This window comes from Moraxella bovis (genome assembly GCF_025985205.1).
Lineage (GTDB): Bacteria > Pseudomonadota > Gammaproteobacteria > Pseudomonadales > Moraxellaceae > Moraxella > Moraxella bovis.
Genome location: NZ_CP087840.1, coordinates 2,526,372 through 2,548,972, shown reverse-complemented (window position 1 = coordinate 2,548,972; position 22,601 = coordinate 2,526,372). Strand labels below are relative to the sequence as shown.

Below are 22,601 nucleotides of genomic sequence, written 5' to 3'. Positions count from 1 at the left end.
TAAAGCATGGCTCTTGTTTTATCTGATTTTTCGTGTATAATACGCACACTTTTCTTGTTTAGCGTTGCATTTAAGCAAAAGTCTGTTTTTGACTACATTTGGCTTAGATGAGTAATTATCTTCGGATACATTACAAGTAGTGAGTAAGGCTTGCCCCAAAGCGAATCAACGCCACAGCCGAAGCATCGATTTTGGCACTATAAACAACAGCTCTGTTGCCAACATTCATGTCTGGCGGACAGGGATTGTATTATTTTGTCCAAAGCGGTTCTAGGACAAAATTTAATCAAAATAACATGACTGAAATCCAAGCGATGGAAGTTTTATAAAGCACTTAATTTAGGAGCTTGTTGGCATGGCTAACCAGAGAATCCGTATCCGACTAAAATCTTTCGACCATCGTCTGATTGACCAGTCGGCACAAGAGATTGTCGATACCGCAAAGCGTACAGGTGCACAAGTTTGTGGTCCTGTTCCCTTGCCGACTCGTATTGAGCGGTTCAACGTATTGACATCACCACACGTCAACAAAGACGCTCGTGACCAGTATGAAATTCGCACCCACAAACGCATGATTGACATCGTTCAACCTACTGACAAAACAGTAGATGCATTGATGAAGTTAGATTTGGCGGCCGGTGTTGATGTTCAAATCGCCCTAGGCTAAGAACAACTGGTTTAATATAAACGATTATAAGTAAGAGGTCTAAAATGGCGATTGGTTTAGTCGGTATTAAGCGTGGTATGACCCGAATCTTCACTGAGGCAGGTGCATCTATTCCTGTAACAGTGGTTGAGGTTAACGCAAACCGTATCTCACAAATCAAGACAGTAGACACTGACGGTTATGACGCAATTCAAGTCACCACAGGTGAGCGTCGTGAAAGCCGTGTAACTGCTGCACAAAAAGGACACTTCGCAAAAGCTGGCGTTGCCGCTGGTCGTGGTGTTTGGGAATTTAGAGCTGACGCAAGCGAACTTGAAGGTCGTGAAGTTGGTGGCGATATTTTGGTGGATTTATTTGAAGTTGGTCAGTTGGTTGATGTCACTGGTCAGTCTAAGGGTAAAGGCTTCCAAGGTGGCGTAAAACGTCATAATTTCCGCACTCAGGACGCCACACACGGTAACTCTGTGTCGCATCGTGTACTTGGTTCTACTGGTCAGAACCAAACACCAGGTAAAGTATTCAAAGGCAAAAAAATGCCAGGTCAAATGGGTAACAAACGTGTTACTGTTCAAGGCCTTGAAATTGTGTCTATTGATACCGAAAAAGGTGTACTGGTCATCAAAGGCGCCTTGCCTGGTGCTAATGGTGGCGATGTTATCGTACGTCCGTCAGTCAAAGCCTAGTTGAGGGGATTAACGTGAATTTAAAAACTGTTACAGGTGCGGCGGTTGAACTATCAGAGACGACATTTGGTCGTGAGTTCAATGAAGCCCTAGTACACCAAGTCGTAACTGCTTACCTAGCTGGTGCTCGTCAAGGTACTCGTGCACAAAAAACTCGTGGCGAAGTATCTGGTGGCGGTAAAAAACCATGGCGTCAAAAAGGTACTGGTCGTGCCCGTGCGGGTTCTATCCGTGGACCAATTTGGGTAGGTGGTGGTCGTGCATTTGCCGCCAAACCACAAGACTGGTCTCAAAAAGTAAACCGCAAAATGTATCGTGGTGCCATGCAGTGCATCCTAGCAGAGCTTGTACGCCAAGAGCGTTTGGTTTTGGTGGACTCTATCAGTGTTGATAGCCCAAAAACCAAAGGTTTGGTTACTAAACTTGCCGAGCTAAATGCCCCACGTGCATTGATTGTTACTCACGAAGTTGATGAGAACCTATACTTGGCAGCTCGCAACATTCCACACGTGAATGTGCTAGGTACTCGTGAAGTTGACCCAGTTAGCTTGGTTTCTTTCGACAAAGTTATCATGACGGTTGAAGCCGCCAAGCAATTTGAGGAGACACTAGCATGAGTAACGCAAGACTATATCAAGTACTAAAAGCCCCTGTTTTTTCTGAGAAATCTCAACGTTTGGGTGATAGCCTAGGTGTTCAAGTTTTCAAAGTGGACAGCAGTGCAACTAAGCGTGAAATTAAACAAGCCGTTGAGCTGATGTTTGAAGGCGTTGAAGTTGTCAAAGTAAACACGCTAAATACCAAAGGTAAAACCAAGCGTTTTGGTCGTGTTGTTGGCAAGCGTTCTGACGTTAAAAAAGCGTATGTAACACTAAAAGCAGGTTCAGACGTACAAATCGGTGCTGGTGAAGAAGCCACTGGCGAAACAGCGACTAACGAATAAGGATCATAACCATGCCTATCGTAAAAGCAAAACCAACCTCACCAGGTCGCCGCTTTGTTGAAAAAGTTGTGCATCCACACCTTTATAAAGGTCGTCCTTATGCACCGCTTGTTGAATCAAAAGCAAAAACTGGTGGTCGTAATAACAACGGTCGTATCACTACCCGTCATATCGGTGGTGGTCACAAGCAACATTATCGTCTAATTGACTTCAAACGCAACAAAGACGGCATCATTGCAACTGTTGAGCGTATTGAATATGACCCTAACCGTACTGCACACATTGCTCTACTAAAATATGCAGACGGTGAGCGTCGTTATATCATCGCACCTAAAAAATTGGCAGTAGGCGATCAGGTTCAATCTGGTGAGGGTTCTCCTATCCGTCCAGGTAACTGCTTGCCACTTAAAAATATCCCAGTGGGTACCGTTATTCACAACATCGAACTAAAAATTGGCAAAGGTGCACAACTTGCACGTTCTGCTGGTGCAGCGGTTCAACTGCTTGGTCGTGACGGTGCTTATGTGATTGTTCGTTTACGTTCGGGTGAGACCCGTCGTATTCACGCAAATTGCCGTGCGGTTATTGGTGAAGTGTCTAACACTGAAAATAACCTAAAATCACTTGGTAAAGCAGGTGCGGCACGCTGGCGTGGCGTTCGTCCTACCGTTCGTGGTACGGCAATGAACCCGATTGATCACCCACACGGTGGTGGTGAAGGACGTAACTTTGGTAAACACCCAACCAGTCCTTGGGGTCAGAAAGCTAAGGGTCTTAAGACTCGTTCTAATAAGCGTACTGACAGTATGATTATCCGTCGCCGTCGTGCCAAGAAATAAAGGAAGAGTTTTATGCCTCGTTCGTTAAAAAAAGGCCCGTTTATTGACGCACATCTGTTTGCTAAGGTAGAAAATGCCCTAGAAACAAACAGCCGTAAGCCAATCAAAACTTGGTCTCGTCGTTCCATGATTCTACCACAAATGGTCGGTTTGACCATTTCTGTTCACAACGGTCGTACCCATGTACCTGTTATCGTGAGTGAGCAAATGGTTGGTCACAAACTTGGTGAATTCGCCCCAACCCGTTCATATCGTGGTCATGGCGTTGACAAGAAATCTAAGAGATAAGGTGCTACCATGGAAGTAACTGCAAAATTACGTGGTGCCGCCATTTCGGCACAAAAAGTAAGATTGGTTGCGGACGAAGTTCGTGGTAAATCAATCGAGCGTGCTTTAGACATTTTGACATTTAGCAACAAAAAAGGTGCTAAACTTGTTAAAAAATGCCTACAATCAGCAATTGCAAACGCTGAACACAACAATGGTCTAGACATTGACACACTGCGTGTTTCTACCATTTATGTGGATGAAGGTATTACTTTGAAGCGTATTATGCCCCGTGCCAAGGGTCGTGCTGACCGTATCAGCAAACGCACTTGCCACATCACTGTTAAAGTAGGAGCATAATCATGGGTCAAAAAGTACATCCAATTGGTATTCGTTTGGGCGTTATCAAAAAGCACAACGCTAACTGGTACGCAAATCCAAAGCAATACTCTGAATATTTGCTAAATGACTTCAAAGTGCGTGATTTTCTACGCAATAAGCTAAAAGAAGCCATGGTAAGCAATATCAGCATCGAGCGTCCTACGGGTGCCGCTAAGATTACCATTCACTCAGCACGTCCTGGTGTGATCATTGGTAAACAAGGTGCTGACATTGAAGCACTTCAAAAAGACCTAACCAAGCTTATGGGCGTTCCTGCTCAGGTAAATATCCAAGAGATTACTCAACCTGATCTGGACGCACGTTTGGTTGCTGTTGGTATTGCCAGACAGCTTGAAGGTCGTGTGATGTTCCGTCGTGCAATGAAACGTGCTGTGCAAAACAGCATGCGTGCTGGTGCTGGTGGTATCAAAGTTGAGCTGTCAGGTCGTCTAGGCGGTGCTGAGATTGCTCGTACTGAGTGGTATCGTGAAGGTCGTGTGCCACTACACACATTGCGTGCTGACATTGATTATGCAGAAGTTCGTGCAGAGACCACTTACGGTACTATCGGTGTGAAAGTTTGGATTTTCCGTGGTGAAATTCTAGACGGCATGAACAGCGTTTACAATCCAGTTGCAGAAGAGAAGACTCGTGCACCAAAACGCCGTGGTCGTACCAGCAACCGTCGTAATTCAGACAAGGGGTAAGCCATGTTACAACCAAAACGTACCAAATTCCGCAAAATGCACAAAGGTCGTAACACAGGCCTTGCCCAACGTGGTAACACCGTTGCATTTGGTGAGATTGGTCTAAAATCTATCGGTCGTGGTCGCATGACTGCTCGTCAAATTGAAGCAGCTCGTCGTACCATTACTCGTCGCATCAAGCGTGGCGGTAAAATTTGGATTCGTGTATTCCCAGACAAGCCAATTACCGAAAAGCCATTGGAAGTTCGTATGGGTAAAGGTAAAGGTCCAGTTGAGTACTGGGTAGCCGAAATCAAGCCAGGCAAAATGTTATACGAAATCCAAGGTGTGAGCGAAGAGCTTGCGCGTGAAGCCTTGACATTGGCTTCTGCTAAGCTGCCTTTCAAAACCACCATTGTTAAACGGACGGTAATGTAATGAAAACAAGCGAATTACGTGAAAAATCAGTAGAAGAGCTGGCTACATTGCTTGACGAAAAGCAGCTTGACGCATTTCGCCTACGCATGGCAAAAGCAACAGGTCAGCTAGGTAACACTCACGAAGTTAAAGCAAATCGTCGCACGATTGCAAAAATCTTGACTTTGCTTAACGAAAAACAAAGAGGCGACGCATGAGCGAGAATAACCAAACTCAAGAAGTCGGTGTTGTGACTGGTAAAGTTATCAGCAACAAAATGGACAAGTCTATCACTGTCCTTGTTGAACGCCAAATTCGTCACCCAATGTATGGCAAGCAAGTTCGTCGTTCTACTAAGCTTAAAGCTCACGATGAGAACAACGTTTGTCAAGAAGGTGATATCGTTCGTATCAAAGAAACACGTCCTATCTCAAAGACTAAAACTTGGACTTTGGTAGACGTGGTTGAAACTGCGGTAAAAATTTAAAGTTATTTGCATTAAAAGTCATTTGCTAGTATAATGAATGTCTTTATTGGCGTTCATCTACCAAATTTGTGCAAAATAGCATAAATTGGAGCGAATGGCTTTTATTGTATTATTATTTATGGAGTAATGCGATGATTCAGACTGAAACAATGCTGGAAGTTGCAGATAACAGTGGTGCAAGACGTGTACAGTGCATTAAAGTACTGGGTGGCTCGCATCGTCGTTATGCATCAGTTGGCGATATTATTAAGGTAACAGTAAAAGAAGCCATTCCTCGCGGTCGTGTTAAAAAAGGCGACGTGATGAATGCGGTTGTTGTACGTACCAAAAAAGGCGTACGTCGTCCAGACGGTTCTGTACTACGTTTTGATGATAATGCGGCAGTTATTCTAAACAATAACAAAGCCCCTATCGCAACTCGTATTTTTGGACCTGTTACCCGTGAACTACGTGGTGAGCAATTCATGAAAATTGTTTCACTAGCACCAGAAGTACTGTAAACTTTTAGAGGCTATCCTATGGCAAAGTTACGCAAAGGCGATACCGTGGTTGTGATTGCTGGCAAAGATAAAGGCAAGCAAGGCACAATTTTGGCGGTTAAAGCAGACCGTGTAAAAGTTGAAGGCATTAACATTGTAACCAAACACCAAAAACCTAACCAAATGCTAGGTAAAGAAGGTGGTATTGTTAAGCAAGAAGCATTTCTACACATTTCAAACGTTGCGATTTATAACGCAGCAACCCAAAAAGCAGATCGTGTTGCTTACCAAGTAAACGAAGAGGGCAAAAAAGTCCGTATCTATCGTTCTACTGGTGAAGTAGTGGCGACTGCATAAGATACTAAGGGTATATAGTAATGGCAAGATTAAAATCTTTATACAATGATAAGCTAAAGCAACAAATCAAAGATGAGCTTGGCTTAGAAAATGTCATGCAAGTGCCAAAAATCACCAAAATCACTCTGAACATGGGTGTTGGTGGTGCAGCACAAGATAAAAAACTACTTGAAGGTGCCTTGGCAGACATGACTGTCATCGCTGGTCAAAAGCCAGTTGTTACCAAAGCACGCAAATCAGTGGCAGGCTTTAAAATTCGTGAAGAGTGGCCGATTGGCTGTAAAGTTACCCTTCGTGGCGACCAAATGTACGAATTCTTAGACCGCTTAATTGCCATTGCGATTCCTCGTATTCGTGACTTCCGTGGTTTTTCTGCAAAAGCATTCGATGGTCGTGGTAACTACTCGCTAGGTATCAAAGAACAAATCGTTTTCCCTGAAGTTGATTTTGATAAAATTGACCGTATTCGTGGTCTTGACATCACCATCACAACGACTGCTGCTAATGACGACCAAGGTCGTGCATTGCTAAAAGCATTCGGTTTCCCATTTAGATAAGGTAAATGTTATGGCTAAGAAAAGCATGATTAATCGCGAATTAAAACGCGAAAAAACAGTTGCTAAGTACGCCGAGAAGCGTGCACAGCTAAAAGCAGTCATCAGTGATGTAAATGCCAGTGATGAAGAGCGTTTAGACGCAATGCTTGCTCTACAAGCATTGCCACGTAACTCATCACCAGTTCGTTTGCGTAATCGCTGTGGCTTGACTGGTCGTCCACACGGCTATTTCCGTAAATTTGGTCTATCACGCAACAAACTGCGTGAGCGTGTAATGCAAGGTGATGTACCTGGCGTTCGTAAAGCTAGCTGGTAAGGAGTATCGCAATGAGTATGCAAGATCCAGTTGCTGATATGCTAACCCGCATTCGCAACGCACAATCAAGAAATAAACCCAGTGTAGAAATGCCTGCTTCTAAGCTACGTAAATCAATTGCTGATTTATTGGTTGCTGAAGGCTATCTAACTTCTGCTGAAGTTATTGACGGCGAAAACAACAAAAAAGTTCTAAACATTGAACTAAAGTACTACCAAGGCAAAGGCGTTATCTCTGAACTCAAGCGTTATAGCCGTCCTGGTCTACGCCAATATCGTGGGAAAGATGAGCTACCAAGCGTTCAAAAAGGCTTGGGCGTTGCCATCATCTCTACCAGCAAAGGCATCATGAGCGACCGTGCAGCACGTGCAGCTGGCATCGGCGGTGAAGTTATCGCTTTGGTTGCCTAATCACTTTATTTGTTATTTTTATTTAAAGTGATAAAAATAAAAATCCTTAGTTTACTCTAAGGATTTTTTGTGTTATAATACCCTGCTTTTTAACCAATTTAAATTATCTTGGATAGTGAGAGTTGGTTGCTATTCGTTGCCATCAGTTATTGATGGTTGTTTTTATCATTAAAGGAAATTCCTATGTCTCGTGTGGCTAAAGCCCCAGTAACGCTACCTGCGGGTACCAGCGTTACTTTGAACGGTCAGCAGGTTGAAGTTAAGGGCAAAAACGGTTCTTTGTCTTTACGCCTGCATGATTTGGTCGAGCTAAAGCAAGAAGATAACGTGGTTACTCTTGCTCCTGTCAAAGACACCAAAGAAGCGTGGATGCACACAGGTACTGTGCGTGCATTGTTGAACAACATGGTTCAGGGTGTGAGTGAGGGTTTTGAACGTCGTTTGCAACTTATCGGTGTTGGTTACCGTGCCCAAGTTGCTGGCAATGTGGTAAACCTTAACTTAGGTTTCTCTCACCCGATTGCTTATAATCTTCCTGAAGGTGTGACTGCTGAAAGCCCAAGTCAAACTGAAATCGTTCTAAAATCAAACGACAAGCAAAAATTGGGTCAAGCAGCAGCTAAGATTCGTAGCTTCCGCCCACCAGAGCCTTATAAAGGTAAAGGTGTTCGTTATAGCGATGAAGTGGTTCTTCGTAAAGAAGCTAAGAAAAAATAAGTAAGGTGAGCAAACATGTTGGATAAAAAATCAGCTCGTCTTCGCCGAGCAAAAAAAACCCGTGCCCATATCCGTCAATTAGGTGCTAACCGTTTGACCGTTACTCGCACGCCACGTCACATCTATGCCCAAATCATCGCCCCAACAGGCGGTGTGGTTTTGGCTCAAGCATCAACTCTTGATTCAACCCTTCGCTCAGGTGCGACTGGTAATGTTGAGGCGGCAAAAGCTGTGGGTGCACTGATTGCAGAGCGTGCAAAAGCTGCGGGCATCACTAAGGTTGCATTTGACCGTAGTGGTTTTAAATATCATGGCCGTGTTAAAGCATTAGCTGACGCTGCTCGTGAAAACGGATTGGAGTTCTAATCATGGCAAAAGTTGAACAAACTGACGGTTTGGTAGAAAAATTGGTTGCCGTTGACCGTGTGGCAAAAGTTGTAAAAGGTGGTCGTATATTCTCCTTCACTGCACTGACAGTAGTTGGTGATGGTAATGGTCGTGTTGGTTTTGGTCGTGGCAAGGCTCGTGAAGTGCCTGCTGCCATCCAAAAAGCACTAGAAGCTGCTAAGCGTAATATGATTACTGTTGAGCTTGCTGGCACAACACTACAACACCCTATTAATGCTCGTCACGGTGCCTCAAAAGTATACATGCAACCTGCATCAGAAGGTACTGGCGTTATTGCTGGTGGTGCAATGCGTGCTGTGCTAGAAGTTGCTGGCGTTCAAGACGTATTGGCGAAATGCTACGGCTCTACTAATGCTGCCAATGTGGTCTATGCAACCTTTAAAGGTCTGCGTGACATGGTTTCACCAGAGCAAGTTGCTGCTAAACGTGGCAAATCCGTTGAAGAAATTTTGGGCTAAGAGTAGGTGGGTGTTATGAAAATAATGAAAATTACTCAAACTAAGTCTAGCTCACACCGTTTGGCAAGCCACAAAGCCTGCCTAAAAGGTTTGGGACTACGTCGCATTGGTCATACCGTAGAAGTAGAAGATACACCATCTACTCGTGGTATGGTAAATCGTGTATATTACATGGTTAAAGTGGAGGAAGCGTAATGGGTCTTCGTTTAAATGAACTTGCCCCAGCAGTGGGTGCAAAAAAGACTGCCCAACGTCGTGGTCGTGGTATCGGTTCAGGTCTAGGTAAGACTGGTGGTCGTGGTATCAAGGGTCAAACTTCACGTTCAGGCTCAAGCATTCCAGCAGGCTTTGAAGGCGGTCAAATGCCTATCTATCGCCGTTTGCCAAAATTTGGTTTTACCAGCCAACTGGCCTTGACAACAGCCGAAGTGCGTTTATCAGAGCTTAACAAAATTGAAGGCAATCAGGTAACACTTGAAACGCTAAAAGCTGCCAACATCATCCGTGGTGACATGAAGCGTGCTCGTATTATCCTATCAGGCGAAATTAGCCGTGCTTTAACCTTTAAAGGCGTAAAAGTTACTAAAGGTGCAAAAGAGGCCATCGTTGCCGCTGGCGGTAGCGTCGAGGAGTAATCCATGTCTAAATCAACGTCTAAATCAGGCATTCCATTAAATCCATTGGCTTTTATTCGTAAGTATGATGAGCTATGGCATCGCATGTTATTTTTGCTTGGGGCGTTGATTGTCTATCGTTTAGGTTCGCACATTCCTGTACCAGGTATGAATCCTATCCGTCTTGCTCAATTTTTTGATGGCAGTCAAAACACCTTTTTGGGCATGTTTAACATGTTCTCAGGCGGTGCTTTGGAGCGTATGTCCATCATGGCACTGGGTATCATGCCTTATATCTCAGCATCCATTGTGGTACAGATGATGTCAGCGGTGATACCTTCGCTTGATGCCCTAAAAAAAGAAGGTGAATCTGGTCGGCGTATTTTAAATAAATACACGAGGCAAGGTACACTGGCTTTAGCATTTGTGCAAGCGGTTGGTATGTCAGCAGGTCTTGTTGCTGGTGGTTTGACATTAAGCTCTGGTTTGACTTTCATGATTCCTGCGGTGACTTCATTGGTCGCAGGAGCGATGTTCTTGATGTGGCTTGGTGAGCAGATTACTGAGCGTGGCATTGGCAACGGCATATCCATGCTTATTTTTGCCAGCATCGTATCAAGTGCCCCTGGCATGATTGCAGGTGCATTTAGTCAAGACATGAACTTAATGGTTGTCCTTATCTTTGCGTTGTTGGGCTTGGCAGTGACGGCTGGCATTGTTTATATTGAACGTGCCCAACGTCGTGTGCCTGTTAATTATGCTCAAAAACAGCAAGAAGGGCGTAAAGTTTATGCTCAGCAACAATCACATTTGCCATTAAAGCTCAATATGGCAGGGGTGATTCCAGCGATTTTTGCTAGCTCATTGCTGATGTTGCCTGCAAGTTTGGGGCAATGGGCAGGTTCTTCGGCGAATCCAACCACACTGCAAAATATCATACAGAACATTTCACTCATCTTACAGCCAGGCAGTCCTTTGTACTTATTACTGTTTGGCGTGCTAATCATCTTTTTCTGTTATTTTTATACAGCATTGATGTTTAACCCAGGTGAGGTGGCAGAGAATTTAAAGCGTAGTGGTGCTTATATTCCTGGTATACGTCCAGGACAGCAAACGAAACGATATTTGGATTTTGTCCTAAATCGCCTAACGTTTATTGGTGCGATGTATATGGCGATCATTTGCCTAATGCCAATGGTAATTCAAACGTCATTTGGCGTGCCTTTTCAGTTAGGTGGTGCATCTTTATTGATTATGGTGGTTGTACTTATGGACTTCATCGCACAGGTGCAAGCACATCTGATGACCCATCAATACCATGATCAAACTTTAATCCAGTCTAAATGACATTAGGAGTAGACATGAAAGTTCAAGCGTCTGTAAAAAAAATCTGTGGCAGTTGCAAAATCGTACGCCGTAAAGGTAAAGTACTCGTTATTTGCAGTTCAGAGCCACGTCATAAGCAACGTCAAGGTTAATTTTACAAATTAATACTTGCAATTTTGTAGCGGATATTGTATTATCCGCTACTTGCCATGCTGTTATCTAGGATATCAGTAGAGTAAAACAGCAAATGCCTAGCATTTGTGCTAACGGAGAGAAATCAATGGCTCGTATTGCCGGTGTAAACATTCCGGACAACAAACACGCTGTGATTTCGCTAACTTACATTTTTGGTATTGGTCGCACTACTGCTAAGAAAATCTTGGCAACCGTAGGTATCAGCGAGACCACCAAAATTGGTCAGTTAGATGATTCACAACTGGATGCTGTTCGTGCAGAAGTTGCAAATTACGCTACCGAAGGTGACCTTCGTCGCGAAATTTCAATGAACATCAAGCGTTTGGTCGATTTGGGTTGCTACCGTGGTCTTCGTCACCGCCGTGGTCTTCCAGTTCGTGGTCAACGCACTAAAACCAACGCGCGTACCCGTAAAGGTCCTCGCAAAGCAATTAAAAAGTAACTAATTTAGGAAGCTAAAAGATGGCAAAAGACACTCGTAGCCGCAAAAAAGTGGCACGTCGTTCGGTATCTGAAGGTATCGCCCATATTCATGCGTCTTTTAATAACACCATTGTAACCATTACCGATCGTCAGGGTAATGCATTGGCTTGGGCCACCTCAGGTGGACAAGGCTTCCGTGGTTCACGTAAATCAACGCCTTTTGCTGCACAGGTTGCTGCTGAAGTTGCTGGTAAAACAGCACAAGAAACCTATGGTGTTAAAAACGTTGATGTCTTGGTTAAAGGTCCAGGACCAGGTCGTGAGTCTGCGGTTCGTGCATTAGGTGCATTGGGTTATAAAATTAACAGCATCAGCGATGTAACCCCAATTCCACACAACGGCTGCCGCCCGCCTAAGAAACGCCGCGTTTAAGGAGATACTCATGGCCCGTTATATTGGTCCAAAACTAAAATTGTCTCGCCGTGAAGGTACTGACTTGCAACTCAAATCAGGTGTAAAAGCTTACGACGTTAAGACAAAAAAATCAGGTCGCGTACCTGGTCAGCATGGCAATAGCCAAAATAAGGCTTCTGAATACGCCCTACAACTTCGCGAGAAGCAAAAAGTAAAACGTATGTATGGTGTGCTTGAGCGTCAATTCTCAAACTACTATAAAGAAGCTGCTCGTATGCGTGGCGCTACTGGTGAAAACCTACTTGGTATGCTAGAACGCCGTTTGGATAACGTTGTTTATCGTATGGGCTTTGGTGCTACTCGTGCAGAAGCACGTCAGTTGGTAAGCCACCGTGCAATCCTGCTAAAAAAAGCAGGTCGTGATGAGTTTGTTCGTGTGAACATTCCTTCAATCCAAGTTCAAGACGGTGATGTGATTGCTGTGCATGAGAAGTCAAAAGAACAACTTCGTATTAAAAACGCAGTAGAGCTTGCGACTCAACGTGGCATTCCAGAATGGCTAGAAGTTGATCACAGCAAACTACAAGGTACGTTCAAAACTGCACCAGATCGCAGTGACCTACCTGCTGAAATTAACGAAAGCTTGATTGTAGAACTATATTCTAAATAATCCGAACTAATCGAGGTGACTTATGACAAATGTAACTGAGTTTCTAACACCGTCTGCAATTAATGTAGATACGGTTAATGAAACGACTGCTAAGGTCACGCTCGAGCCGTTAGAACGTGGCTTTGGGCATACATTAGGTAATGCTCTTCGTCGCATTCTTTTATCTTCGTTGTCTGGTGCTGCCGTGATTGAAGCTGAAATTGAAGGCGTTGATCATGAGTATTCAACACTAGAGGGTTTACAAGAGGATGTGCTAGATTTGCTTTTGAACCTAAAAGGTTTGGCAATCATTTTACATGACCAAAACGAAGCTTATTTAACATTGGATAAAAAGGGTGCAGGTGTTGTAACTGCTGCTGACCTTGAGTTGCCACATAATGTTGAGATTGCCAACCCTGAATTGGTACTTGGTACATTAAGTGAACGTGGGCATTTAAAAATGCGTTTGCGTGTGGTAACGGGTCGTGGCTATGAGCCTGCTAATCAGCGTCGTGAAGATGCCAATTCTAAAGCGATTGGGCGTTTGAAACTTGATGCAAGTTTTAGCCCTATTTTGCGTGTGGCTTATGACGTTGAAAATGCTCGTGTTGAGCAACGTACCGACCTTGATAAGCTCATCATTGAGCTTGAAACTAATGGCACGATTGACCCTGAAGAGGCGATTCGTAAGGCGGCTACGATTTTGCAACAACAAATTGCAATCTTCGTTGATTTAGAAGCCGAAGAAGCCCCTGAACCAGTTAAAGAAAAAGAAGAGATTGACCCTGTGCTATTACGCCCAGTGGACGACCTTGAACTAACGGTTCGTTCAGCAAACTGCTTGAAAGCTGAAAACATTTACTACATCGGTGATTTGGTGCAACGTTCCGAAACTGAACTTCTAAAAACACCAAATTTAGGTAAGAAATCATTGACTGAAATCAAAGACGTACTTGCGTCAAAAGGTTTGGAGTTGGGCATGCGTTTAGAGACCTGGCCACCAAGCGATTTGCGAGTTGATGACCGTTTTTCTTACCGTAGCCGTTAATTTTAAAGGATACTGACCATGCGACATCGTAATAGCGGAGTCAAGCTGGGTCGCACCAGCAGCCATCGTAAGGCTATGTTCCAAAACATGACCAATTCATTGATTGAACATGAGCTAATTAAAACTACGTTGGTAAAAGCAAAAGAGCTACGTCGTGTAGCAGAGCCACTCATCACTCTGGCAAAAGAAGACAGCGTTGCAAACCGTCGTCTTGCTTTTAATCGTACTCGTAACAAGGCAACCGTTGGTAAGCTTTTCAATGAGCTAGGACCACGTTACAAGACTCGTCCAGGTGGTTATTTGCGTATCATCAAATGCGGTTATCGTGATGGTGATAATGCACCAATGGCTTATGTAGAATTGGTTGACCGTCCATAATAGTCAATACTTCTACAAAAACCAAATCTTTTTTAAGGTTTGGTTTTTTTGTTGCATAAATTTTGGTTTGTTGGTGCTTCTGGCAAATAAAAATACGATTGGTGTTAAATTATAGCTAAAAACTTTAAAATTAGGGTGAGTCTGTTTTTGTTATTTCCCATGCAAAAATTGATTAAATCATCAAATTTTTATCATATCTGTAAAGATGCCATCAATGATGAGTACGCCTTGTTAATTTGTACTGTATTAAATTTAGTTTGAGTAAGTGGTTATGTCAAACTTTCTATTAAACATAGTAGAGTGAGAACTTTGTAAAATGGGTCTTATTTTAAACACTTGTTGTTTTGTGGGATGTGGTACAATTACCCTGTGCGGTAATTAGGAAAAGCATTTTAAAGCAGTAATAATCTGTGCTACAATAATACCGCTTTTAGTAAATGGTCTGCCAACTTTGCAATAATACTTGCGTCACACCCACTCATAGTACTATTTGTACAACTTCGTTTGTCTTATTGTAAATTTGTTTGACCATAAAAACAGCCAGCTTTTTAGCGAGCCAATCACAAGGAATTCACATGACTGTCATCAAAAAAGACGACTTTATCGCCTCCATCGCAGACGCATTTCAGTACATCAGCTACTATCACCCCACCGATTATATCGAAGCCCTGACCGAAGCCTTAGAGCGTGAAGAAAACCCTGCCGCCAAAGATGCCATGACTCAAATTTTGGTAAACAGCCGTATGTGTGCCGAGGGCAAACGTCCGATTTGCCAAGATACAGGGATTGCGACTGTATTTTTAAAAGTTGGCATGAATGTAACGTGGGACAGTGACATGAGCGTGGCGGACATGGTCAACGAAGGCGTTCGCCGTGCCTACAATCACCCTGATAACACCCTGCGTGCGTCTGTACTTGCCGACCCTGCAGGCAAACGTACCAACACCAAAGACAATACCCCTGCCGTCATTCACATGGAAATCGTGGCAGGCGACAAGGTAGAAGTTACCTGTGCCGCCAAAGGGGGCGGTAGTGAGAACAAATCCAAACTTGCCATGCTAAACCCGTCTGACAGTATCGTGGATTGGGTGTTAAAGAGCGTTCCTGAAATGGGTGCAGGGTGGTGTCCCCCGGGTATTTTGGGTATTGGTATCGGTGGCACGCCCGAAAAAGCCACGCTACTTGCCAAAGAAAGTCTTATGAGCCATATTGATATTCATGAGCTAAAAGCCAAAGCTGAAAGCGGAGCAGAGCTTTCTACCACAGAGAGTCTACGCCTTGAACTCTTTAAAAAGGTAAACGCACTTGGCATTGGGGCACAGGGCTTGGGCGGATTGACCACCGTGCTTGATGTCAAAATCCTAGACTATCCAACGCACGCAGCCAGTAAGCCTGTGGCGATGATTCCCAACTGTGCCGCCACTCGCCACGTGGAATTTGAGCTTGACGGCACAGGGGCGGTAAACCTAGAACCGCCAAGCATGGACGTGTATCCTGACATTACTTATAGTCCTGACAGTGGCAAGCGTGTCAATGTGGATACCCTAACCAAAGAAGAAGTGGCGACATGGCAAACAGGCGATGTGCTACTATTAAACGGCAAAATCTACACAGGGCGAGATGCCGCTCACAAACGCATGACTGACATGCTAAATAATGGCGAAACCTTGCCAGTAGATTTTACCAACAAGCTCATCTACTACGTTGGGCCTGTTGACCCTGTGCGTGATGAAGTGGTGGGGCCAGCAGGACCGACAACCGCCACTCGTATGGATAAATTTACCCGTCAAATGCTAGAACAAACAGGTCTTTTGGGTATGATTGGTAAATCCGAGCGTGGTAAAATCGCCTGTGAAGCCATTGCTGATAACAAAGCAGTCTATCTCATGGCGGTGGGCGGTTCGGCATATTTGGTGTCAAAAGCCATTAAAAATGCCAAAGTGGTCGCCTTTCCTGAGCTTGGTATGGAAGCGATTTATGAATTTGAAGTCAAGGACATGCCTGTAACGGTGGCGGTAGATAGCAATGGCGTATCGGTACACGCCACCGCCCCAAAAATCTGGCAAGCCAAAATCGGTAAAATCCCTGTGTTGGAAGGCTAAACGTCCAAATGTTCGGTCAATAAACCACAGCACACACCCCAAGCAAGGTCTCAAGCAAGGTCTTTGGGGTGTGTTTTTGTGAGTTATAAAAGAGATGTAACCAAATCGCCAAACTCATCAAACACTCCATCAGGGCGACTGTCGGCAATCGGCTCGCCATAGTTATAGCCATAGGTTAGGGCAAGCGTGGTTATCCCTGCGTTTTGTCCTGCTAAGATGTCATTTTTGGAGTCGCCCACCATGACCGCTTGCGATTTATCCATGCCAAGCGTGGTGCAGATATGCAAAAGTGGGGCGGGGTCTGGCTTGTTAGTAGGCAAACTGTCGCCCCCAATGACACAGGCGAATTTGTCCGTCCAGCCCATGTTATTTAAAATTTCGGGCAAAAATTGGGCAGGCTTATTGGTACAAAGAGCCAGTGTAAATCCTTGTGTTATAAGGCGGTTTAATCCGTCCGTTACCCCATTGTACTCCACCGTTTTGCCTTGACAAGTGGCGTATTCTTTTAAAAATATCTTATGGGCGTGGTGCAGATTGTCAAGTGATAGCTCCGCCCACACTAATGCCCGCTCCACGAGTTTTACCGAGCCATTACCCACCCACGTCCGTACGTTATCCGTGCCAGCAGGGGATTTGTCAAAATGAGCAAGCATTTTGTCCACGCCATCCGCCAAATCAGGCACGCTGTCAATGAGTGTGCCATCCAAATCAAAAATGATGAGTGATTTTGTCATAAATTTGCCTATTTTTTAAAATTTACCAAAAGATTTAACTTAGATTTTATCAAAAAGTTTGTAACATTGACCAAAAAATCATGAAAACTTGGCGTAAATTGTAACAATTTATGTAAAACTTACCCATTTTTACCAAAAATCGCCCAGAATTTTTGATGATTTTAAAAATTTTTGGGGAAAATTTGCTGAAATTTTCAAAAATTTTAAAAAGATTGAACTGATTTTGGGTGTTTTTGATGATAAATAAGAATGTTTTTTTTGGCAAAATAACGTAATATTTGGGCGTAGATTGTGATAAAAGTAACAAAATATTGCAAAATTGGGCAGATGTAAAAGGGGGTAGGGCGAAATTTTGCAAAACTTTACATTTAACACCACAAACACGCACAGTTTTTAAGAAATATTTTGTTACTATACACACATCGGCACTGATGACGAACCATCAGATGACGAGATAATAAACAAACTCGGTGCTTGCACCACAATTGGAGAGAAACCATGAAAACACTAAACAAAACCCTATTAGCTCTTGGTGCGTCATCACTATTGGCAATGAGTGCCAGTGCTGCCGTAAGCTACGGTGCAAATAGCGTGGGTCAGCCTTATGTGGGCGTAAAAGTAGGTCAATTTGACGTTGATAACGCTCGTGGTCATAAAGGTGACTTGACTGCTTATGGCGTATATGGTGGTTATAACTTCGACCAAAACGTCGGTGTTGAGCTAGAATACCAAGGTGCTGACAGCGAAAAATATAACCATAATGGCAATGAGTACGAACTAAAAGCGAAGACTTATGGTGCGTATGGTACTTATCGTTACCACTTCAACAACTCACCAGTCTATGCCAAAGGTAAATTGGGTCTGTCTAAAACAGAAGTTGAAAACAAAACAACCAACAGCAACCTATATTTTAGCGAAACAGACAAAACGTCAATCGCTGGTGGCGTGGGTCTGGGTTTCCAACCAACCGCTAACTTCGGTATCGAAGCAGGTTATAACTACCTAAACTCTGATGCCAACATGTGGGGCGTAGGTGCTCACCTAGCATTCTAATTTTGGCACTCCATGACATGAACAACCGTAGAGCGATTTACGGTTGTTTTTTTGTCGTTCAAAGTATTGTAAGCTCAATTATGGCAAATTAACCCCAATTTGCACCAATGCAAATATGAAAAATGTCTTTGTGGGGGCGTGCTTTCCATGCCCTTTGATGGTTTATTTGAGATGAACCGATTATAAAATCTCGTCGTTCATAAAAAACAGGGCAAATCATCGCCCCGAATATTTTTTATCTTTGTATTTTTACTTGTTAGGGCGATTTTATCGTTGCTGTTGCCACGACATTACCATGTTCTCTCATCTCAAGCACAAGCCCGTTTTCATCATCGCTAAGCACATGCCAGTTGCCCACGCCTTTGGGCAGACCGTTGGCGGTGACGCTGATGCATTTATTTTTTAGGCGAATCATCGGTGGGGTGTGTTTGTAGATGGTGCCCTGTCCGTCTTGTTGGGTGATTTGCCCTGCAATGACGCTCGCCTGTGAGCGGTGGGGGGCGACATATCGACAAGGCACGCCATCAATGCTGATACAGTCGCCTAGGGCGTAGATGTCAGGCACGCTCGTTTGTAGGGTTTGGGGATTGACGGCGATGCCTGTGTGTTTGTTAAAGGTCAGATTGGCACGCAAGGGCAGGCGTTCGTGAACGTGAAGCCCTGTGGCGACGATGATTTCATCGACCAGTAAGGGGCTGACCGTCTCGCTGTCGCAGTCAAATAAGTCAATCTCATAGCCGTGTGCGGTGGCATTTACACCTTTGACCATGCTATGACCGAGCCAATTTACCCCAAGGGCTACAATGGCGTTTAAAATCCGCTCACCTGCCATGGCAGGCAGTAGGGCGGATAAGGGTCGGGGGTGTACGTCAATGAGACTGACCTTATGACCTGCCTTTATCAAGTCTTCGCTAAGCTCGGTGCCAATCATGCCTGCCCCGATGATGGCGACGTGCTTGGGAGTAGTTAGGCGGGATTTGAGTTCGTCAAACCGTTCCAAATGATTGACGTGCCATGCCATCTCTTTGGCGATGGTGGGCGGATAGGCAGGGCTAGCACCGATGGCCAGAATGAGTTTATCATAATATACCGTGCCACGGGTGGTGTGCAGGCTCTGGGTGTGAGTGTCAATGTTGGTGACGTAGGTGTTGGCAAGCAGACGTACGTTGTTATCAAGGGCAGACTGACTGCCCGTGGCACGCACCAGTTCGGCTCGTCCTTTGTTTTGGGATGGGGCGACCGACAGCATGGGCTTGTGATAACGGTCAGCATCATCGGCACTGATGAGTGTGATGAGCAAGTCCTTGTCCAAAGCACGCAAAGCGTCTACCATCGCCCAACCTGCAAGACCCGCCCCAACGATGACCACGCCACGCTCGGTGCGGTCAAAGACGACGGCAGGGGCGATGTGGCTTGTCTCTTCATAAGGCTCAAAGTCGCTTTTGCGTACACCACACAGCGGACATTGCCAGTCATCGGGAATGTTTTCAAAACGAGTGCCAGCAGGCAAGCCGTCTTCGGGGTCGCCCAGTTCTTCATCGTAGATATAGCCACAGGCAAGGCAGATAAATTTACGCCATGCACCACGACCATCGGTGGGGGAAGTTGTCATGATTACCTTTTTATAAATTTAAATGAAATACTCAATCGGTTTAACTTTGGGTTCATCCATCAGCTGATGAGATAGATGACGCAAATGCTTGATGGCAGGCGTGACAATCGCCACAAACTGAGCTTCACGCAGACGACGTTGGGGGTGGGCAGTCATCAGATAGCCTTTTGCTCCTTGGTGAAGCATGGCAGATTGGGTGGCTTTTAGGGTCAGCATTGCCCCTTGTTCACGCACGTTTAGCACGTCTAAGAAAAACTCTTTGTCGCTGTTAAAGGGGTCTTTGCCAAGGCTTAGGGTTTTGGCGACCAGATTGTCAAGCTCCAAGGTTAGACTGCCTGCTTGGTCTTCTAAAAAGGCGTTGGAGACCGCCGTGCCTTCTTTGATGTCGTCAATGGCTCCCATGATAATCCCTGCTCCGATACCAAGTTGCATGAGCACAAATGCCGAGCGAATACGGGCGATGAATGCTTTGCAGGGTAGGGCGATGATGTCGTCGGTACTGATGGGATAGTCGGTCAGCTCAATACGTAGCGTGCTAGACCCTTCCATGCCACTAAATGCAGGGCAAGGGTGCAGTTGCCACGAACTTTGGCGTGCTTTATCAAACTGCAAAAGGAAAAACACTTCATCGTCCGTGCCATCTATCTGTGCCACGGCACCGCAGTATTGACCGTCTTTGATGTGGCTAATCCACGGCAGGATACCGCCAACTTTGTAGCCGCTGCCGTCCTTTTTGGCGACAAATTTCATGCTCTCGATGTTTGCCCATGCCTTCATTGGGTTGGACAGAGCGGTACCGCCAAAGGTGTGGGCAAGGGCGTGGTTGTCCAAAAATTCGCCCTTTAACAGGCTGTTGTCCGATTGGTCAATATACAGCCCCATCACTTGATGACACCACGTCAAAAAAGCGGTCGTGCCACACACTCGCCCCACGTTGGCATTGGCAAGGATTGCCAAATCAAAGCGGTTGCCGTGGGCGTTTAGGTGTGGGGCGAACAGTCCTGCCTTGCCCAGCTCAGCCATCTCAGCTAGGGGGTAATAACCCTTGTCAATGTCAATGACTTTGGGGGCGATGTGTGTGTTGGCAAGTGTGGCGATGTTGTCTAAAAAGGCAGTTTGGTCGGTAAAGTGAAACATGAAAAGGCTCTTATGTCGTTTTGGAATAAGTGGTATTATAAAATGAAAGAACGGGCTTATTATTTTCCGATTTGGCATAAGTATAGCATATTTGGGAACATGGGTGCATTTATTCGCACTTGTCATGTATCATCTGCAATATATTCCCCACCTTATCCAAACATTCTTGGTATTCACTCTCCATATCCGATTTTATGGTAATACCGCCCCCTGCCCAAAGTTCTGCCTTTTGCCATTTTTGCAACGTGCGAATGAGTACATTCCAATTGCCCGTACCGTCAAAATTCATATAGCCCATGGTTCCGCAATACGCCCCACGGGGGGAGATTTCTAATTCATGGATAATCTCGCACGCCCGTTTTTTTGGTGTGCCTGTGATTGACCCTGCGGGCAAACTGCCAAATAAGACTTCTAGGCTATGTACGTCCTTTAATTGGGCGGTAATGGTGCTAACCATGTGATGTACATTTTTAAAAGTTTCAATGGCAAAGCGTTTGGGTGTTTTTACCGTGCCGATATGGGCGTATTTGCCTAAGTCATTACGCAGTAAATCCACAATCATTAAATTTTCGCTAATGTCTTTTTCGCTGTTCGCTAATTCATTTTTTAACTCATTGTCTATATCAATATCATCATGGCGTGGGCGTGTGCCTTTTATGGGTTTGGTAATAATATGAATGGTATTTTCTATTTTATGAAATTCAAAAAACAATTCAGGCGATACCGATAAAATTTCAAATTCACCTAATTTTAAAAACCCTGCAAATGGGGCATTGATTTTATCTTGCAAATGGGGCAAATAACTGGCCAAATTACCCAAATCTGCTTGCCATTTTTGGGTAAGGTTAATTTGATAAGTATCGCCTGCCTTGATATATTCTTGGGTTTGGTTAAATGCGTGATTATAATTCGATTTTTGCCATGATGAGATAAATTGGGCAGGTGTTGGTTTTGGTAATTGTTGATTTAATAAATCAGTTAAACTATTTTTTATTTCATCAAAAATATCTTTATCAGCATTTATGCCAATCAAGTCAAATCCATGCTCGCACGGCTTAATATAAATATCATAATGCCCAAAATAAGCACAAGGCTGGTTGGGCTTGATAGCGATGTTAGGATTTAATTCATGAGCTGATAGGTCATAACCGATAAAGCCCATTAAGCCGTGTGTGTATTCGTCTTTTTGGCTAGGGCAATCCAAGTTTTTGCCATAGGCGATGAGTTTATTTTGCCAATCGCTGTAAGTGGTGGCGTAGGCGGTAGTTTGCCCTGTGTGGCGGTCAAAGCGGTGGGTAATGAATGTGCCGTCAAATTCAATCTGCCAAGCGGTTTTTGGGCAAATGCCGATGACAGGGCGATGAGCGTTGTGCAAAAAACACACCTGCCAATCGGGGTGGTGCGTGGCAATCAAGGCGGTAAGGGTGCTTGGACTGTGGGTGGTGGTAAAGTGGTGTGTGAGCATTTTTAAAATGATAAAGAAAAAAGGTGAATTGTAAGGGAAAATGGGGAAAAGGGAAAGGGTTAAATTTATGCCAAATCATTCAATCCACAGCTTTTATCATCAATACAATCAAGTTTTTCTCGCTCTTGGGGTGGCTCATTATCCCTATCTTTTATGGCACAAATAAAATCATCGTCAAAATTGGCAAATAATTCAAACAACTCATCACCCAATCCTTTGTTTGAGACAGACGATTGAAAAGTTAAATTGTCATTTTGAATTTCTTTTGTGTTCATTTTTGGTCTAGTAAGGTGCTTTGAAATTTGATAGTAGTCCAAAAAGTATGCTGAACTAGGTTTTCCGTTCGCCCTGAGCTATGCCTACGGGTAGGAAAACCGTT

General features: G+C 44.4%; 35 protein-coding genes. 30 read left to right on the top strand and 5 right to left on the bottom strand.

The genetic code is table 11. The annotated features are described in order from the left end of the window. Positions 1–355: 355 nt before the first annotated feature. From rpsJ to LP107_RS12895, 29 genes are all read left to right on the top strand, one after another. Positions 356–667 carry a 30S ribosomal protein S10 gene (gene rpsJ, locus LP107_RS13035; protein ID WP_003656991.1) on the top strand — a complete coding sequence of 104 codons (312 nt, stop codon included), beginning with the start codon at positions 356–358 and terminating at the stop codon, positions 665–667. Positions 668–711: 44 nt separating this feature from the next. Beyond that, complete coding sequence (gene rplC / locus LP107_RS13030; RefSeq protein ID WP_029102628.1) at positions 712–1,350, top strand: 50S ribosomal protein L3; 639 nt, start codon at positions 712–714, stop codon at positions 1,348–1,350. Positions 1,351–1,364: 14 nt separating this feature from the next. Then, complete coding sequence (gene rplD / locus LP107_RS13025) at positions 1,365–1,967, top strand: 50S ribosomal protein L4 (RefSeq protein ID WP_078274407.1); 603 nt, start codon at positions 1,365–1,367, stop codon at positions 1,965–1,967. Continuing rightward, positions 1,964–2,293: a 50S ribosomal protein L23 gene (rplW, locus tag LP107_RS13020; RefSeq protein ID WP_029102630.1), complete on the top strand. Its 330-nt coding sequence runs from the start codon at positions 1,964–1,966 to the stop codon at positions 2,291–2,293. The genes rplD and rplW overlap by 4 nt, the downstream gene beginning before the upstream one ends. An 11-nt stretch (positions 2,294–2,304) precedes the next feature. Further along, positions 2,305–3,132 (top strand): 50S ribosomal protein L2, encoded by an 828-nt coding sequence (gene rplB / locus LP107_RS13015; protein WP_029102631.1) that lies wholly within the window; start codon positions 2,305–2,307, stop codon positions 3,130–3,132. 12 nt (positions 3,133–3,144) lie between these two features. Continuing rightward, positions 3,145–3,420, top strand: coding sequence for a 30S ribosomal protein S19 (rpsS, locus tag LP107_RS13010; protein WP_062498708.1), 276 nt, complete (start codon positions 3,145–3,147; stop codon positions 3,418–3,420). A gap of 9 nt (positions 3,421–3,429) precedes the next feature. Then, the gene (rplV, locus tag LP107_RS13005) at positions 3,430–3,759 is read left to right on the top strand and encodes a 50S ribosomal protein L22 (protein WP_029102633.1); all 330 of its coding nucleotides are present in this window, start codon (positions 3,430–3,432) and stop codon (positions 3,757–3,759) included. Positions 3,760–3,761: 2 nt separating this feature from the next. Continuing rightward, the gene (gene rpsC, locus LP107_RS13000) at positions 3,762–4,487 is read left to right on the top strand and encodes a 30S ribosomal protein S3 (protein ID WP_029102634.1); all 726 of its coding nucleotides are present in this window, start codon (positions 3,762–3,764) and stop codon (positions 4,485–4,487) included. 3 nt (positions 4,488–4,490) lie between these two features. Beyond that, positions 4,491–4,904: a 50S ribosomal protein L16 gene (rplP, locus tag LP107_RS12995; RefSeq protein WP_029102635.1), complete on the top strand. Its 414-nt coding sequence runs from the start codon at positions 4,491–4,493 to the stop codon at positions 4,902–4,904. Beyond that, a complete protein-coding gene (gene rpmC / locus LP107_RS12990; protein WP_029102636.1) occupies positions 4,904–5,101 on the top strand; it encodes a 50S ribosomal protein L29 in 198 nt (65 codons plus the stop codon). Before rplP ends, rpmC begins: the two co-directional genes overlap by 1 nt. After that, positions 5,098–5,370, top strand: a complete 273-nt coding sequence (gene rpsQ / locus LP107_RS12985; protein WP_029102637.1) for a 30S ribosomal protein S17 — start codon at positions 5,098–5,100, stop codon at positions 5,368–5,370. The genes rpmC and rpsQ overlap by 4 nt, the downstream gene beginning before the upstream one ends. 131 nt (positions 5,371–5,501) lie before the next feature. Next, a complete protein-coding gene (rplN, locus tag LP107_RS12980) occupies positions 5,502–5,870 on the top strand; it encodes a 50S ribosomal protein L14 (RefSeq protein WP_029102638.1) in 369 nt (122 codons plus the stop codon). An 18-nt stretch (positions 5,871–5,888) separates the two neighbouring features. Further along, positions 5,889–6,206, top strand: a complete 318-nt coding sequence (rplX, locus tag LP107_RS12975; RefSeq protein WP_029102639.1) for a 50S ribosomal protein L24 — start codon at positions 5,889–5,891, stop codon at positions 6,204–6,206. Positions 6,207–6,226: 20 nt separating this feature from the next. After that, on the top strand, positions 6,227–6,763 hold the full coding sequence (gene rplE, locus LP107_RS12970) for a 50S ribosomal protein L5 (protein ID WP_029102640.1): 537 nt from the start codon (positions 6,227–6,229) through the stop codon (positions 6,761–6,763). A 10-nt stretch (positions 6,764–6,773) separates the two neighbouring features. After that, positions 6,774–7,079: a 30S ribosomal protein S14 gene (gene rpsN / locus LP107_RS12965; RefSeq protein ID WP_029102641.1), complete on the top strand. Its 306-nt coding sequence runs from the start codon at positions 6,774–6,776 to the stop codon at positions 7,077–7,079. A gap of 11 nt (positions 7,080–7,090) precedes the next feature. After that, complete coding sequence (rpsH, locus tag LP107_RS12960) at positions 7,091–7,489, top strand: 30S ribosomal protein S8 (RefSeq protein WP_078274408.1); 399 nt, start codon at positions 7,091–7,093, stop codon at positions 7,487–7,489. A gap of 183 nt (positions 7,490–7,672) precedes the next feature. Continuing rightward, entirely contained in the window at positions 7,673–8,206 is a 534-nt protein-coding gene (gene rplF, locus LP107_RS12955) for a 50S ribosomal protein L6 (RefSeq protein ID WP_065255090.1), read from the top strand. Positions 8,207–8,221: 15 nt separating this feature from the next. Next, positions 8,222–8,572: a 50S ribosomal protein L18 gene (gene rplR / locus LP107_RS12950; protein WP_036387459.1), complete on the top strand. Its 351-nt coding sequence runs from the start codon at positions 8,222–8,224 to the stop codon at positions 8,570–8,572. 2 nt (positions 8,573–8,574) lie between these two features. Next, positions 8,575–9,072 carry a 30S ribosomal protein S5 gene (gene rpsE / locus LP107_RS12945; protein WP_029102645.1) on the top strand — a complete coding sequence of 166 codons (498 nt, stop codon included), beginning with the start codon at positions 8,575–8,577 and terminating at the stop codon, positions 9,070–9,072. Positions 9,073–9,087: 15 nt separating this feature from the next. Beyond that, positions 9,088–9,267 (top strand): 50S ribosomal protein L30, encoded by a 180-nt coding sequence (gene rpmD / locus LP107_RS12940; RefSeq protein ID WP_078274409.1) that lies wholly within the window; start codon positions 9,088–9,090, stop codon positions 9,265–9,267. Then, a complete protein-coding gene (gene rplO / locus LP107_RS12935) occupies positions 9,267–9,707 on the top strand; it encodes a 50S ribosomal protein L15 (RefSeq protein WP_078274410.1) in 441 nt (146 codons plus the stop codon). Before rpmD ends, rplO begins: the two co-directional genes overlap by 1 nt. Before the next feature lie 3 nt (positions 9,708–9,710). Next, a complete protein-coding gene (secY, locus tag LP107_RS12930) occupies positions 9,711–11,033 on the top strand; it encodes a preprotein translocase subunit SecY (RefSeq protein ID WP_078274411.1) in 1,323 nt (440 codons plus the stop codon). A gap of 14 nt (positions 11,034–11,047) precedes the next feature. Next, on the top strand, positions 11,048–11,164 hold the full coding sequence (rpmJ, locus tag LP107_RS12925; RefSeq protein ID WP_036364264.1) for a 50S ribosomal protein L36: 117 nt from the start codon (positions 11,048–11,050) through the stop codon (positions 11,162–11,164). Positions 11,165–11,292: 128 nt separating this feature from the next. Next, the gene (rpsM, locus tag LP107_RS12920) at positions 11,293–11,649 is read left to right on the top strand and encodes a 30S ribosomal protein S13 (protein WP_029102649.1); all 357 of its coding nucleotides are present in this window, start codon (positions 11,293–11,295) and stop codon (positions 11,647–11,649) included. Positions 11,650–11,669: 20 nt separating this feature from the next. After that, positions 11,670–12,062 (top strand): 30S ribosomal protein S11, encoded by a 393-nt coding sequence (rpsK, locus tag LP107_RS12915; protein WP_003656963.1) that lies wholly within the window; start codon positions 11,670–11,672, stop codon positions 12,060–12,062. Between the two features lie 10 nt (positions 12,063–12,072). Continuing rightward, on the top strand, positions 12,073–12,714 hold the full coding sequence (gene rpsD / locus LP107_RS12910) for a 30S ribosomal protein S4 (RefSeq protein ID WP_029102650.1): 642 nt from the start codon (positions 12,073–12,075) through the stop codon (positions 12,712–12,714). Positions 12,715–12,736: 22 nt separating this feature from the next. Then, positions 12,737–13,741, top strand: coding sequence for a DNA-directed RNA polymerase subunit alpha (locus tag LP107_RS12905; RefSeq protein ID WP_078274412.1), 1,005 nt, complete (start codon positions 12,737–12,739; stop codon positions 13,739–13,741). A gap of 18 nt (positions 13,742–13,759) precedes the next feature. Further along, entirely contained in the window at positions 13,760–14,119 is a 360-nt protein-coding gene (gene rplQ / locus LP107_RS12900) for a 50S ribosomal protein L17 (RefSeq protein WP_029102652.1), read from the top strand. Positions 14,120–14,694: 575 nt separating this feature from the next. After that, positions 14,695–16,221, top strand: a complete 1,527-nt coding sequence (locus LP107_RS12895) for a fumarate hydratase (protein ID WP_078274413.1) — start codon at positions 14,695–14,697, stop codon at positions 16,219–16,221. An 83-nt stretch (positions 16,222–16,304) separates the two neighbouring features. On the opposite strand, the gene LP107_RS12890 is transcribed toward LP107_RS12895, so the two are convergent. Continuing rightward, positions 16,305–16,955, bottom strand: a complete 651-nt coding sequence (locus LP107_RS12890; RefSeq protein ID WP_078274414.1) for a phosphoglycolate phosphatase — start codon at positions 16,953–16,955, stop codon at positions 16,305–16,307. Positions 16,956–17,453: 498 nt separating this feature from the next. On the opposite strand from LP107_RS12890, the gene LP107_RS12885 reads away from it, so the two are divergent. Then, on the top strand, positions 17,454–18,008 hold the full coding sequence (locus LP107_RS12885; protein ID WP_078274416.1) for a porin family protein: 555 nt from the start codon (positions 17,454–17,456) through the stop codon (positions 18,006–18,008). Positions 18,009–18,264: 256 nt separating this feature from the next. On the opposite strand, the gene LP107_RS12880 is transcribed toward LP107_RS12885, so the two are convergent. The 4 genes from LP107_RS12880 to LP107_RS12860 form a co-directional block, all read right to left on the bottom strand. Beyond that, positions 18,265–19,620, bottom strand: coding sequence for an FAD-dependent oxidoreductase (locus LP107_RS12880; protein WP_078274417.1), 1,356 nt, complete (start codon positions 19,618–19,620; stop codon positions 18,265–18,267). An 18-nt stretch (positions 19,621–19,638) separates the two neighbouring features. After that, entirely contained in the window at positions 19,639–20,757 is a 1,119-nt protein-coding gene (locus tag LP107_RS12870; RefSeq protein ID WP_078274418.1) for an acyl-CoA dehydrogenase family protein, read from the bottom strand. Between the two features lie 109 nt (positions 20,758–20,866). Further along, positions 20,867–22,222, bottom strand: coding sequence for an anthranilate synthase component I family protein (locus LP107_RS12865; RefSeq protein ID WP_078274419.1), 1,356 nt, complete (start codon positions 22,220–22,222; stop codon positions 20,867–20,869). A 65-nt stretch (positions 22,223–22,287) separates the two neighbouring features. Beyond that, positions 22,288–22,497 (bottom strand): hypothetical protein, encoded by a 210-nt coding sequence (locus LP107_RS12860; protein WP_078274420.1) that lies wholly within the window; start codon positions 22,495–22,497, stop codon positions 22,288–22,290. Between the last annotated feature and the right edge of the window lie 104 nt (positions 22,498–22,601).